This is a genomic window from Streptomyces hebeiensis, assembly GCF_052983195.1.
Window position 1 is genome coordinate 7,334,763 of record NZ_CM129812.1, and the last position, 12,636, is coordinate 7,347,398.

Here is a 12,636-nt window from a genome sequence, read left to right on the forward strand (position 1 = left end):
GCCGCCTCCTTCGTCGCATCCGCCGCCGCCTCCTCGGCGGCGCCACCTGGCCGAGGAGGCGGCGGCGCCTCACCCCGCCGCGCCGTCCGCGGGCCCTCCGGCCCCGTTCCTCCTGCCCGTGCCGCCCACTTCGCCCCCGCCCGTCACGCCTCTGGGCGCGGCGTGCGCCGGTGTCACGTCACGGCCGCCGGGATGACGGTGCCGCCAGATCCAGAACACCCCGGTCGACACCGACGCCCAGCCCGCGAGCACGATGAAGGGGAACGCGTGCTGCGCGTCGCCGAAGTACACGGCCGTGTGCTGGGCGTTGACCGACGCGCCCGGCGGCAGCCAGCGGCCGATGTGGCCCAGCAGGGACGGCAGCAGCGGCCAGGAGACGGCCCCGCCCGAGGACGGATTGCCCAGCAGCACCATCAGCCCCCAGGTCGGCAGCATCGCCCACCGTCCGATCAGGGCGTTGAACATCGTGAACACCATGCCGGTGGTGAACATGGTGAACGCCAGGATCAGCCATGACTCCACGAACGGCAGCCGGAGGGCGTCGAGCCCCCAGTCCACCACGGCGGCGATGGCGAAGGCCCCGAACAGCGCGTACGCGACCGTGCAGGCGATGCGTTCGCCCGGATTGAGCTCCTTCGCGTGCACGCTCAGCTGAATGGCGCCGACAAAGCCGATGATCACGGCCGCGAGCGAGATGTAGAAGAGGGCGAGCCCGCGGGGATCTCCCTTCTGCAACGGCTTGATGTCCCGGATCGTGACGGGCACCCTCGTGGCCTTCGCCACCGAGGCGGCCGTCTGGCCGATCAACTGCGCCACGGACGCGCCGGCCGCGCCGACCAGGCCGACGTCCACCCGCCCCGAGCGGAACGTCAGGACCGCGAACTCCTCCTGCTGTTCCACCGCGCGCCGCGCCGCCGCGCCACTCGGGTAGCGGTGCAGTTCGAGCGAGGCGTTGAGCCCCTTCTCCATGCCCGCCACGAAGGCCCGGGCCTGGGGGGTGGCGGTGGAGCCGACCGCCGCGGCCGGGATGCGCCGGGGGGTGGGGTTGGCCATGTTGTACGTGTACGAACCGGCGAACAACCCGGCCGCCGCCGCGAGGATGAACATCAGGACGACGGCCGGCAGGAAGGGGGAGGCGGTGAACGCGGCCCATCTGTCGGCCGGGGCCGGACGGTGGGCGTGCGCGCCGGAGGAAGGGGGCCGTTCCTGATCCGCGTCCATAAAAGCACCGTAAACCACGTATATCGGGTGTGCGGCGCGGGGGTCACTCAGCGACTGACCGGGTGTCAGCGCAGCAACAGCTGCAGACCGCCGAGAACGGTCGCCCCGATCACCAGCCGCTCGAAGAGGCGTTGGTCGATCCGGTCCACGCACGCCTTGCCGAGGAGGGCGCCGGGGATCACGAAGAGCACCAGCGCGGCGTCCAGCAGCAGGGACCGGGCGTCGATCAGGCCCAGCCCCACACTGAAAGGCACCTTGGAGGTGTTGACGATCAGGAAGAACCAGGCCGAGGTGCCCAGGAAACCGAGCTTGCGGAAGCCGGCCGAGAGCAGGTAGAGCGACATCACCGGCCCGCCGGCGTTGGCGACCATGGTGGTGAACCCGCCGAGCACACCGTACGAACGGGCCTTCAGCCGGCCGGCGCGCGTGGCCGGTCCGCCGGGGTCGGTCGCCTCCGCCGTGTCATCCGGGTCGGTGGCGGCGGCCTTCGCCTCGTTCCGCGCGGCGCGCCGCCGCCACACCGTCACCCCGGCCATCAGCAACAGGATCGCGCCGATCGAGGTGCGCACCGCGTCGTCGCCGGCCACGTACAGAAAGCCCGTACCGAGCAGCACGCCGCCGGCGACCGCGGGGAACAGCCGCCACAGCGTCGGCCAGTGGGCATGACGCCGGTAGGCGATCACGGCGAGCACATCGCCCACGATCAGGACGGGCAGCAGGACGCCCGTCGACTCCCGGGCCGGCAGCACGGCCGCGAACACCGCGAGGCTGACCGTGTTCGCCCCGCTCACCGCGGTCTTCGAGAAGCCGACCAGCGTCGCTGCCGCGGCGAGCGCGGCGAATCCCCACCATGTGATGTCCATGCGACAACCGATGGTATGCCCAACCAATCGGGGGGCTCCGGGCGGGTACTCCTCGCCGGGAGACGCCGGACGCCGCTCCCGGCGCCGGAGGCGCGGGCGGAACCCGCGGTATCGTGGCGGCCCCCGAGCCCGGCAGTGCCCGCGGGGCCGTGGGAGCCCCGGCCAGAACGCGGGCCTCCGGAAAGTCGGAGGACAGACGCCCGCCAGGGTTCGTAACCTCCCTCCCGGTGGCGCGGCGAACCGTGCGACCTGGTGCACGAGGCGAAGGAGCGAACCATGCGGACCGCCGGCCCGACGATCGTCGACGCGCTGTCCCGATACCGCGCGCGAGACCCCGCCGAGGCCGCGGACCTCGACCGGGCCCTGCGGCTCGCGCGGCGCGTCGGGGACCCCTGGCTGCGGTCGCACCCGTTGCACGTGACGGCCTCCGCGCTGATCGTGCACCCGGAGAGCGGACGGGTCCTGATGCGCCGGCACGCGCGCATGGGGACCTGGCTCCATGTCGGGGGCCACGGCGACCCGGGGGAGACGGACCCGCTCGGTGTCGTGCGGCGGGAGGCGCACGAGGAGACCGGGCTCGACGACCTGGTGCCCTACCCGGACGCCTCCCTCGTGCAGGTGGTGATCGTGCCGGTCCCCGCCGGTGGCGGGGAGCCCGCGCACGAACACGCCGACCTGCGCTTCGTCCTGGCGACGGGCACGCCGGACGCCGCGCGCCCGGAGAAGCCCGACGCCCCGTTGCGCTGGATGACCTTCCCCGAGGCGCGGGAGGCGACCGCCGAGGACAACGTCCGCGAGGCGTTGTGGCGCGTGGAGCGGCTGCTCGCGGCGGCACCGGCCGACTGACGCGGTCGGCGGTGGGAGCGTCGGCGACGGCCGGCGCGTACGGAGCGCAGGGCCCCCAGCGGCGCACCGACGCCGACTGTGCGGGCCCGTCGGTCGGTCCCCCGTACGCGACGACAGGGTCCGCACCGCTTCCGGTCTCACCCCGGTGGAGGCCCCGGCGCCAGCAGGAACAGGCCCGCCGCGCACGCGACCAGCACGGCCGCCAGCCCGATCACCCCCGTCGTCGTCACCTGGAGCAGCAACGCGCCCACGGCCGCTCCGGCGCACATGGCCAGCAGCGAGGCCACCTTGCGCCGGGGCAGGCTTCCGGTGCCGGCCCCGAGGACACTCTGCGCGGTGAGCGCCGTGAGGGTCTGGGTGAGCACGGTCGTCGTCAGGTCCCTGGGCGCCAGCAGCCGTACGGTCGCGTTCTGCAGGCCGAAGCAGAAGCCGAGCAGGCCGATGACCGTCAGCGCGGGCCGCCCGCCGACCCGGAGCACACCCGTGCCGACCAGCACGGCGGTCAGGGCCAGCAGGGCGGCCTGACCGGCGAACGCCCCGCCGAGCCAGCGCCGGGGCCGATGGCCGAGGAACCTGCTGAGCTGCCCGCCGAGGAACGCGCCCAGGACGAAGGCCGCCATGGCCACCAGGGGCGCCACCACCGGCAGGCCGTACTCCGGAACGACGGAGAGGCCGAGGAAGACGACATTGCCCGTCATGTTGGCGACGAACACGTGCCCGAGCCGCAGGAAGCTCACCGCGTCCACCAGGCCGGTCGAGAACGTCATGACGAGGAGCGCCCCCACGGCCCAGCGCCGCGCCACGGGAAGGTCCTCGGACACGGGCCCCACCGTCCTTTCTCGGGGTTCGCCGGCCGCCGGCCGGCTCCGGGCGCGCGTTCCCCACCAGGGCCGCGCTCACACTCCGGGGCGCGCCCAGGAGCCCTGACGTCGCCTCACCCGGCCCGTCCCCATCTCACCACGTGGAGCGAGGCGGTTCCGGCCGCACCGCGCGGCGGTGCGGTCCGACCGTGGCACGGCCCCGCCCCAGGCATGCTCCCGTCCCTGAGGCACCCCCGGTCATGAGGTATGAAGAACAACATCCGAACGGACCGGCCCGGTCACTTCAGGAAACTCAGCGAAGGAGAACTCCGTGCCCCAGACGCCCGGACGTCCCGAAGTCCCCGTCGGCCAGATACCGGAGGCGGCCGCTCCGGTCGCGCGCAACTGGGCCGGCAACATCACCTTCAACGCGGCGCGCGTGCACGCCCCCACGTCCGTGGCGGAGCTCCAGGACATCGTCGCCGGGAGCGACGCGGTGCGCGTCCTCGGCAGCGGGCACTCGTTCAACACCATCGCCGACACCCACGGCGATCTGGTCTCCGTGGCCGGGCTGCCCGCAGTCGTGGAGGTGGACGAGGCGGCCCGCACGGTCACCGTGGGCGCGGGCCTGCGCTTCGCGGAGTTCACCGGTGCCGTCCACCGGGCCGGGCTCGCCCTGCACAACCTCGGATCGCTCCCGCACATCTCGGTCGCCGGCGCCTGCGCCACCGGGACCCACGGCTCGGGCACCGGCAACGGCACCCTGGCCTCGGCGGTGCGTGCCCTCGAACTGGTCACGGCGGACGGCGAACTGCGCCGGCTGGAGCGCGGCGACGAGGACTTCGCGGGCTCGGTGACGGCCTTCGGCGCCGTCGGTGTCGTCACGCGTCTGACACTCGACCTCGTGCCGGCCTACGAGATCCGGCAGTGGGTGTACGAGGGGCTGCCGTACGGGCGGCTGCGCGAGCGGTTCGACGAGCTGATGGCCGCCGCCTACAGCGTGAGCCTGTTCACCGACTTCCACAGCGACCGGATCGAGCAGGTCTGGCTGAAGCGGCGGGCCGACGACGGCGGCCTCCACCCCGTACCGGAGACCTGGCACGGCGCCGTGCTCGCGGACGGTCCCCGGCACCCGGTGCCCGGCATGGACGCCGGGACCTGCACCCAGCAGGCCGGCGTCACGGGGCCGTGGTACGAGCGGCTGCCGCACTTCCGCGCCGAGTACACCCCCAGCAACGGCGACGAACTGCAGAGCGAGTACTTCGTCGCCCGCGAGGACGGCCCCGCCGCCCTCGACGCGCTGACCCGGATCGGTGACCGGATCGCGCCGGTCCTCCAGGTCGGCGAGATCCGGACGATCGCGGCCGACGGACTGTGGCTGAGCCCCGCGTACGGGCGCGACACCGTCGCCTTCCACTTCACCTGGATCCCGGACACCGCCGCCGTGACACCGGTGCTGGCGGTCATCGAGGAGGCGCTGGCGCCGTTCCGGGTCCGGCCGCACTGGGGGAAGCTGTTCGCCATGGGAGCCGACCGGCTCGGGGAACTCTACGAGCGCTACGCGGACTTCGAGGCGCTCACGGCCCGACGGGACCCCCGGGGGGTGTTCCGGAACGCGTGGCTGGACCGGTATTTCCCCGGCGGACGCGGCGGCAGCGGCGGCGGCAGTGCCGTCGGCGGCGGGCCCGAGCGCCGACTCCGCTGAACTTGGCCGGATCTGCCGGGTCCCATCCTCCTGTCCCACCCTCGCGGAGGGTGGGAATGAGGCAGTCTGCCCCTGTGAGCACGAACTCGGAAGAGGCAGCGGACGACGTATTCGACGAGGCGGCGGCCCGGCGCCTGCTGGAGCTGGGCGAACGGGAGGAGGCGCTGCGCCGCGAGTTCCCTGTGAACGGCCCCGTGTGGGAGCGCACGGCGATCTCGCACTACACGGCGTACGCCGCGATGGTCCACGAGGACGAGGGCTGGCGGCAGCTCTTCCCGGCACTCCCGGCCGAGGAGGAGGCCCGGCTGGACCTCCGGGACGTACTGCGGGTACGGGCGGCGGACGGCGGTGAGCTGGGGCCGCGGTTCGCCCGGGCGGCCGAGGCGGTCGTGGACGGCGAGGACCAGGTGATCATCGGTGACGACGTCTACCGCCTGGTGCGGGTGGAGCAGACCGTCATCATGACCGACCACGGCCCGCAGACGCCGCTCCCCGGCGACCGGGAGTTCCCCGAGATGCTGGACGAACGCCCCGGGCCGAGGGGACCGGGCCGGCCGCTGGAGGACTGACGGCGCGGATCCCGTCGGCGATGCCGAGCACGGTCGCCGGGCTGGGCCGACCGGTCCCCGCGGACCCGCGGGGACACCGGGACCGGCCGGACACGAGCCGGCCGGACGCGACCCAGGCGGAGGACCGGTGACCGGCGGCGGTGGAGGGCCGGCGGTCACCGCTGTTCGGCGTCCTCCTCGGCCCCGGTGGCGTCCGGCCGCGCGGGCCCCGCCGCCGGCCGCGCGGTGCCGCCACGGCGCGGCAGCCGCCCCCGGGTCGCGGCCAGGACGGCCCCCGACAGGAGCACGGCCGCGCCCACCGCCTGCGTCGGCGTGAAGGATTCGCCGAGGAACAGGGTGGCGCACACGGTGTTGACGACCGGCACCGCGAACATCATCAAGGACGCCGACGCCGGGCCGACGGCGCCCACTCCGCGGTAGTACAGGAGGTTGGCGACGGCGGCGGCCCCGAGCGCGAGATAGGCCACGTTCAGCCAGAGCCCGGTCGGCAGGTCCGCCCACCGGATGCCGGGGATGTCGGGCAGGGCCGTCACACCCAGCAGCACCGCGCCGGCGCAGGTGGCGAGAGTGGTGGCCCGCAGCGGGTCCACACCGGCCAGGACGCGTGGTCCGGCGAGCGTGTACGCGGCCCAGCACACCGCGCTGAGGAGGAACAACGCGTCCCCGGCGAGCCGCGTCATGCCGCCGCCCGCGCCGCCGCCCGCTCCCAGAAAGAAGATCACGGCACCTGCCAGTCCCAGCGCCAGGCCCGTCAGCCGCGCGGCGGACGCCCGCTCCCGCCCCGTCAGCAACAGGAACAGGCTGGTGAGCACCGGACTCATCACCGGGATGAGCAGACCCGCGTCCAAGGACGGCGCGAGGGAAAGCCCCCAGAAGAACGCGGTGTTGTAGGCGAACACTCCCAGAACGCCGGCCAGGGCCGCCCGCGTGGCCGCCCGTCGCGGCACCTTCGTCCGCCGGCCGCCCATCAGGAGGACCACCATCAGCAGGGCGAGCGCCGCGCCGCCGAAGCGCAGCAGCGCGGCCACCGTGTAGGGGACGTGCTCCACCACCGACTTGGAACTGGCGAAGGCACTGCCCCACAGCACCATGGTCACCGTCAGCAGCAGATACGGGTTGTTCGAACTTCTCGTTCCGGACATGCCCCGACTCTGACCGCCGGATGCCGTCCGGGTCTTGAACGCTGGTGCGCGCGCCACAATGCCCTCATGGCGACGGAGAGGAACCGGGTGCGGTACTGGCGGGACGGGGACCGTCCCGTGGAGGCCATGCGTGCGCGCTTCGTGGATCACGTGTACTCGCCGCACAGCCATGACACGTACTCCTTCGGGATCACGGACGCCGGCGCGCAGCGCTTCCACTGCCGGGGCGCGGCCCACACCAGTGGCGCGGGGATGGTGATGGCCTTCAACCCCGAGGACGTCCACGACGGCCGGGCCGCCGCGGAACTGGGCTATCACTACCGCATCGTGCACATCGGCCCGTCCGTCGTACGGGACGTGACCGCCGACGCCACCGACGGCCGCTCCGGCGCCCTGCCGCTGTTCCCGGAGCCGGTGCTGGCCGACCCCCTGCTCTCCGGCCTGCTGGCCCGCCTGCACGGGGCCCTGACCGGCGCCGCCGACCCGCTGGTCCGGGACGAGCGGCTGACCGCGGCGGTCCTCGCGATGACCCGCCGCGGCGCTCGTTCCCCGTCGCCCGCGACATCCGCCCGCGAGCCGGGCGACGGCGCGCGACGCCTGGCGGCCCGCCGGGCCCGGGCTCTCCTGGAGGACACCTACCGGGAAACGGTGACCGCCGAGCGGCTGGCCGAGGCCGCCGGATGCAGCCGGTTCGCCCTCTACCGCGCCTTCCGCGCCGAATACGGCCTGGCCCCCAGCGAGTACCAGCGCCAACTGCGCCTGCGCCACGCCCGCGAACTGCTGCGTACGGGCGTGGGAGCCGCCGACGCGGCGGCCGCCGCCGGCTTCGCCGACCAGGCCCACTTCAGCCGCTGGTTCCAGCGCGTCTACGGCGTCACCCCCGGCGTCTTCCGCCGCGCCTGACCGACTCCCGTGCCGGTCGCACACGCGCCGGTCGCACACGCGCCGTCGTACCGCACGCCGGCGTACGTCCGGGGCCCTATCGCGGGGCCCGGATCGGGATCCGGGCCGCGGAGAACTCCACGGGCAGCGAGACCGGGACCCTGGTCCAGGGCGACAGCCGCCACGCCACCTGCTCGGGCGGGATGCACAGCCGCATGTCGGGCAGCAGGTGCAGGGCGGTGTTGACGGCGGTACGGGTGATCAGCCGGGCGGGCACCTGCGCGGGACAGACGTGCGGACCCGCCGAGAACGCCAGATGGGCGCGGTTGCCCGGTTCGCCGTGGCTGTCGTCGGCGCGGATCGCCGGATCGTCGTTGGCGGCCGCGATACCGAGGACCAGGCAGTCTCCGCGCCGGATGAGCCGTCCGCCGAGCTCCGTGTCGCGCAGCGCGTACCGGGCCGGCATGTTGTTCATCGGCGGGTCCCGCCACAACGCCTCGTCCAGCGCGTCGTCCGCCCCGAGCCGGCCGCCGTGCAGCCGGGCGGCGAAGCGCGGGTCGGTGAGCATCAGCCGCAGCGCGTGCGAGATCCAGGCGTTGACCCCCTCCGTGCCCGAGGAGATCATCACCACCATCGTCTGGAGCCGCTCCGCCTCGTTGACGAGATTGGGGTGGTTGACGAACGCCGTCGCCAGATCGTCGGTCGGCCGGGCCCGCCGCTCGCGCATGATGTCGATCAGCAACTCCTCGACATGGTGGCTGCCGGCCTGCGAGTCACCGGCGCTGCCGAACAGCGCCGTGACCGCGCGGCGCAGCTCCTTGCCCTCCGCGTCGTTCAGGCCGAACAACGTGGCGATGGACAGCAGCGGCACAATCGAGGCGTACTCGCTCACCAGGTCGGCCCGGCCGTGCTGGGAGAACTCCGCGATCAGCTCCGTGCACAGCGATTCGACCCGCAGCCGCGTCCTGCGCTGGTCGATCCGGGCGACACCGTCGTCCAGGGGCTGACGCAGCCGCCGGTGCTCGGGACCGTCGGCGCCGACGACGTTGGCCCGCCACGCCATCATCGGGAGCAGACCCGACTGCGGGGAGACGATCCCCTCGCCGAGGTCGCGCCAGTTGCGGGCGTCACGCGAGTAGAGCTGTTCCTGGCGGGTGATCGTCAGCAGTTCCCGGTACCCCATGACGAGCCAGGCGGTGACGCCCGGCTCCAGCTCCACCTTGGCCACGTTGCCCCACTGCTCGCGCAGCTGCCGGTAGATCGTGCGCGGGTCGACCGCGCCGGTCGCCACGGACAGCGGGAGCAGCCCGTCAGGGGAGTGTGCGGGGCACCCCGGGGGCGGTGTGCGCGGCAGGTCGGCCGAGGGAGCGTTCCCGCCGTTCATGAGGCGGTCTCCCTCGCCCGGACGGCACCGAGGGTGCTGGAGACGAACTCGACGAGACTGATCAGCGCGTTCACGGAAGGGGCGCGTTCGCGCGCGTCACACATCACCACCGGTGTGTCCGGCAGCAGGTCCAGGGCGCAGCGCAGTTCGTCGGCCCCGTAGCTCTCGCTGTCCGGGAACTGGTTGACGGCGACCGTGAACGGCAGTCCCCGCAGTTCCAGCTGTTCCAGGACGTCGAAGCTGTCCTCCAGTCGGCGGGTGTCGACGATGACGAGCACCCCGAGGGCACCTTCGGCGAGCCCGTCCCACAGATCCCAGAACCGCCGCTGCCCCGGTGTGCCGAACAGATACAGCACCAGGCGGGAGTTGAGGGTGATCCGGCCGAAGTCCATGGCGACGGTGGTGGTGGTCTTGGTGTGCATCCCGGCCAGATCGTCCACACCGACACTCGCCTCGGTCATCACCTCCTCGGTGCGCAGCGGTTCGATCTCGCTGACGGAGCCGACCAGCGTCGTCTTCCCCACGCCGAACGCGCCCACGACGAGGATTTTGACCGCTTGCTGCACCGTGTCGGGCAAATAGCGGTCAGCGGAGCCGACGGAGACCATCCAGTACCTCCTGAAGCAGTTGCGATTCGGGCAGAACGGCCTGGGGGATGCTGGAACGGGCGTTCAAATGCCCGCTGTCGACCAGGTCGGAAGCCAGCACCTTCACCAGACTCACCGGCAGTTCGAGATGGGCGGCGGCCTCCACCAGGGACAGCAGCCGCTCGCACATCCGCACCAGGGCGCGTTCCTCCCGAGTCGCGGAGACCGGCAGCTCGCGCGGCGGATCGGCCGCGATGAGGAGGGCCTCGATGCCTACGGTGTTACGGGTCGGCCGCGAACGCCCCTTGGTGATCACATAGGGGCGTAACGCACTCGCCGCGTACTCACCGTCCGGCCCACTCACCGAGCCGATTCCCGTCGGGGCGGACTGCTCAGATTGCCGGCGCCGAACCGCATGACCTGCGCCTGCATCTGCCGGGCGACCAGCTTCGGGTCCACCACCGGGCCCGTCACCACCCCGAGATGCGCGCCGTTCGCGCTGCGCATGAACAGGAAGCCACCGTTGAACTCCACCATCTGCTGGTGAACGGCGCCGCCGTCCTCGCCGAACTCCCGTCCGAGGCTGCGGGCGAGGGACTGCAACCCCGAACAGTTGGCGGACAGCCGGTCGGCGGAGTCCCGGTCCATCCCGTCCGAGCTCGCCAGCAGCAGCCCGTCGGCGCTGAAGACGATGACCTCCCGCACTCCGGGCACCGCGGCCACCTCGGCGATCATCCAGCCGCGCTGCTCCGGATTTTCCACGTAACTCATGCTCAGCTCTGTCCTTCCGGGGAATCGGCGGTGGGAGAGGAAGGGCCGTCCTGGCCCTCGTGGGGAAGGGAGCCGGTCCCTGGAGCGGACCGGCCACCCTCGAAGAACTGTTCCATCCAGTCACCGGCCTCCTCCGGTGTGCCCGGCGGTGTGACGGCGGTGGGGGCCACCGCGACCGCGGGAGCGTATTCGTCTCGCCGCGAGCGGCGTCGGGGCAGCTTCCGGCCGGCGTTCCCCTCCGGGTCGGCGGCCGGCCCGGGCCGCTGCCGGGGCGGGACGAGCGGTGGGGGGGACACCGGACCGTCGGGGAAACCGGGCGGGGGCGCGGCGGCCGTGACCCGTCTCGGCAGCACCGTGGGACCGGCCGGCGGGAAGGGCTCGTCGGGCGCCGGGGCCGGCTGCGGCACCCTGACCGTCCGGTGGGCGAGCGGTCCGGGCACCGCCGTGCCGGCGGGGGCGAGGGTCTCCAGCACGTCCGCCGGCACCAGCACCACCGCGCGGATACCGCCGTACGGCGACGGGCCCAGGTCGACGTCGAATCCGTGCCGGACGGCGAAGCGGCCCACGACCGCGAACCCGGTCTGCGGGATCTCGCCGACCTCGCCGACGCCGAGCAGCCGGCGGCCCGAGACGATCTCGCGCGCCTCGGCCAGTCGGTACTCGTCCATCCCGAGCCCGCCGTCGTCCACCTCGATGACCGCCCCGCGCTGCACGGTACGGACCGTCACCGGCACGCTGGTCTTGGGCGGCGAGTACTCGGTGGCGTTCGCGAGCAGCTCCGCCAGCAGATGGATCAGCGGCTCCACCACCGACGGTGTGACACCGACGTCGGGGTCACCGGTGACCTCGACCCGGTTGAACGCCACGATCCGGCCGGACGCGGCCCGCACCACGTCCACCATGGCCAGGGGCTTCTGCCACTGCTGCCCCGGCCACTCGCCGCACAGCACCTTGAGGCTCTGCGCGTGGCGGGCCTGCTGGGTGGCCGCGTGGTCCACCCGCATCGTGGTCTCCAGCAGGTCCGGGTCGCCGGGATGACGGTCCGCCAGCCCGGTCACCGCGGCCTGGATGCGGTGGGCCGAGGTCTGCACCCGGCTCGCCAGCTCCACCAGGGCCAGCCGGCGGGACTCGTCGCGGTGGGCGACCGCGTCGGAGATCTCGGCGAGCAGCCGGTCGAACCACTCCGCCACCGCGTCGCCGAGCCGCTCCCCGCCGTGCAGGGACGGCGGGACCTCCGCGCGGTCGAGCGCCGCCGGGAGCCGTTCCTTGACGAGGTGCTGGACCTCCTCCCGGACCACGTCGGCCTGCTGCTCGGCGCACCGCGCGACATGGGCCCGCCAGTCGGCCTCGCGCCGGGCCGCCTCCGCCTCCCGCTCCCGGATCTCGGCCCGGCACCGTGCCACATCGGACTCCGCGTGCCGGTGCCGCGTCCGCAGCGCGGACAGGACCGCGAACACCACCGGGGTCAGGGCGCCGTAGGCCAGAGCGGGGCCGGTGGAGAGCGGGGCGAGGAGGAGCGCCGATCCGGCGAGTGCGGCGGGGGCGCCGAGCAGCGCTGCCGGCCAGAGCCACCGTGACCTGGGGAACGGCGGAGTGGCCGCGGGAGAACGTGCCATGGAAAACCTTCGGTTCGGCTGACGATCGTGGTCCGTCGGATATCGCCCGGAGAGCGTCACGGGGAACTCGCGGAGGAACTCACGGGGTAACTCACGGAGGACTCGCGGGGCCACGGACGACGAAAGAGCGATATGGCTGCTGCCGGGTGTGAGTGTGCCGGGCGGTGGGCTCTGTCGGTCTCATCAGGGCCATGCGACTTGATCATTCGATCAGCTATCTCTTCACCAGAAGTTGTTGGGGGATCGTATC

At 73.2% G+C, this 12,636-nt stretch carries 13 protein-coding genes; 4 read left to right on the forward strand and 9 right to left on the reverse strand.

What is annotated here, in order from left to right; genetic code table 11:
* Positions 1–69: 69 nt before the first annotated feature.
* Both ACU6P3_RS31485 and ACU6P3_RS31490 read right to left on the reverse strand, forming a co-directional pair.
* Entirely contained in the window at positions 70–1,221 is a 1,152-nt protein-coding gene (locus ACU6P3_RS31485; RefSeq protein WP_447195185.1) for an ABC-2 transporter permease, read from the reverse strand.
* A gap of 65 nt (positions 1,222–1,286) precedes the next feature.
* Positions 1,287–2,084, reverse strand: a complete 798-nt coding sequence (locus tag ACU6P3_RS31490) for a sulfite exporter TauE/SafE family protein (RefSeq protein ID WP_447195186.1) — start codon at positions 2,082–2,084, stop codon at positions 1,287–1,289.
* Positions 2,085–2,360: 276 nt separating this feature from the next.
* Between ACU6P3_RS31490 and ACU6P3_RS31495 the strand changes: the two genes are divergently transcribed.
* Positions 2,361–2,930: an NUDIX hydrolase gene (locus tag ACU6P3_RS31495; RefSeq protein WP_447195187.1), complete on the forward strand. Its 570-nt coding sequence runs from the start codon at positions 2,361–2,363 to the stop codon at positions 2,928–2,930.
* Positions 2,931–3,067: 137 nt separating this feature from the next.
* Here ACU6P3_RS31495 and ACU6P3_RS31500 read toward each other — a convergent pair whose 3' ends face one another.
* Positions 3,068–3,751 (reverse strand): YoaK family protein, encoded by a 684-nt coding sequence (locus tag ACU6P3_RS31500; protein ID WP_447195188.1) that lies wholly within the window; start codon positions 3,749–3,751, stop codon positions 3,068–3,070.
* A gap of 352 nt (positions 3,752–4,103) precedes the next feature.
* On the opposite strand from ACU6P3_RS31500, the gene ACU6P3_RS31505 reads away from it, so the two are divergent.
* Together ACU6P3_RS31505 and ACU6P3_RS31510 are read left to right on the forward strand one after the other, a co-directional pair.
* The gene (locus tag ACU6P3_RS31505; protein ID WP_447198147.1) at positions 4,104–5,435 is read left to right on the forward strand and encodes an FAD-binding protein; all 1,332 of its coding nucleotides are present in this window, start codon (positions 4,104–4,106) and stop codon (positions 5,433–5,435) included.
* Between the two features lie 74 nt (positions 5,436–5,509).
* Positions 5,510–6,004 (forward strand): DUF5954 family protein, encoded by a 495-nt coding sequence (locus ACU6P3_RS31510; RefSeq protein WP_447195189.1) that lies wholly within the window; start codon positions 5,510–5,512, stop codon positions 6,002–6,004.
* A gap of 155 nt (positions 6,005–6,159) precedes the next feature.
* Here ACU6P3_RS31510 and ACU6P3_RS31515 read toward each other — a convergent pair whose 3' ends face one another.
* Entirely contained in the window at positions 6,160–7,146 is a 987-nt protein-coding gene (locus ACU6P3_RS31515; RefSeq protein WP_447195190.1) for a DMT family transporter, read from the reverse strand.
* Between the two features lie 66 nt (positions 7,147–7,212).
* Here ACU6P3_RS31515 and ACU6P3_RS31520 point away from each other — a divergent pair, with 66 nt between their 5' ends.
* A complete protein-coding gene (locus tag ACU6P3_RS31520; protein WP_447195191.1) occupies positions 7,213–8,049 on the forward strand; it encodes an AraC family transcriptional regulator in 837 nt (278 codons plus the stop codon).
* A gap of 76 nt (positions 8,050–8,125) precedes the next feature.
* Here ACU6P3_RS31520 and ACU6P3_RS31525 read toward each other — a convergent pair whose 3' ends face one another.
* The 5 genes from ACU6P3_RS31525 to ACU6P3_RS31545 are packed head-to-tail and all read right to left on the reverse strand — an operon-like array spanning position 8,126 to position 12,386.
* Entirely contained in the window at positions 8,126–9,382 is a 1,257-nt protein-coding gene (locus tag ACU6P3_RS31525) for a cytochrome P450 family protein (protein WP_030740120.1), read from the reverse strand.
* A gap of 26 nt (positions 9,383–9,408) precedes the next feature.
* Positions 9,409–10,020, reverse strand: a complete 612-nt coding sequence (locus tag ACU6P3_RS31530) for a GTP-binding protein (protein WP_447195192.1) — start codon at positions 10,018–10,020, stop codon at positions 9,409–9,411.
* A complete protein-coding gene (locus ACU6P3_RS31535) occupies positions 9,998–10,363 on the reverse strand; it encodes a DUF742 domain-containing protein (RefSeq protein WP_030740116.1) in 366 nt (121 codons plus the stop codon). Before ACU6P3_RS31535 ends, ACU6P3_RS31530 begins: the two co-directional genes overlap by 23 nt.
* The gene (locus tag ACU6P3_RS31540) at positions 10,360–10,770 is read right to left on the reverse strand and encodes a roadblock/LC7 domain-containing protein (RefSeq protein WP_030740114.1); all 411 of its coding nucleotides are present in this window, start codon (positions 10,768–10,770) and stop codon (positions 10,360–10,362) included. Before ACU6P3_RS31540 ends, ACU6P3_RS31535 begins: the two co-directional genes overlap by 4 nt.
* Positions 10,771–10,772: 2 nt before the next feature.
* On the reverse strand, positions 10,773–12,386 hold the full coding sequence (locus ACU6P3_RS31545) for an ATP-binding protein (protein ID WP_447195193.1): 1,614 nt from the start codon (positions 12,384–12,386) through the stop codon (positions 10,773–10,775).
* Positions 12,387–12,636: the final 250 nt, after the last annotated feature.

What these genes read in the sequence shown, in the direction of transcription:
- ACU6P3_RS31485 (WP_447195185.1), bottom strand. Translation starts at nt 1,221, where the DNA reads ATGGACGCGGATCAGGAACGGCCCCCTTCCTCCGGCGCGCACGCCCAC.
- ACU6P3_RS31490 (WP_447195186.1), bottom strand. Translation starts at nt 2,084, where the DNA reads ATGGACATCACATGGTGGGGATTCGCCGCGCTCGCCGCGGCAGCGACG.
- ACU6P3_RS31495 (WP_447195187.1), top strand. Translation starts at nt 2,361, where the DNA reads ATGCGGACCGCCGGCCCGACGATCGTCGACGCGCTGTCCCGATACCGC.
- ACU6P3_RS31515 (WP_447195190.1), bottom strand. Translation starts at nt 7,146, where the DNA reads ATGTCCGGAACGAGAAGTTCGAACAACCCGTATCTGCTGCTGACGGTG.
- ACU6P3_RS31520 (WP_447195191.1), top strand. Translation starts at nt 7,213, where the DNA reads ATGGCGACGGAGAGGAACCGGGTGCGGTACTGGCGGGACGGGGACCGT.
- ACU6P3_RS31530 (WP_447195192.1), bottom strand. Translation starts at nt 10,020, where the DNA reads ATGGTCTCCGTCGGCTCCGCTGACCGCTATTTGCCCGACACGGTGCAG.
- ACU6P3_RS31540 (WP_030740114.1), bottom strand. Translation starts at nt 10,770, where the DNA reads ATGAGTTACGTGGAAAATCCGGAGCAGCGCGGCTGGATGATCGCCGAG.
- ACU6P3_RS31545 (WP_447195193.1), bottom strand. Translation starts at nt 12,386, where the DNA reads ATGGCACGTTCTCCCGCGGCCACTCCGCCGTTCCCCAGGTCACGGTGG.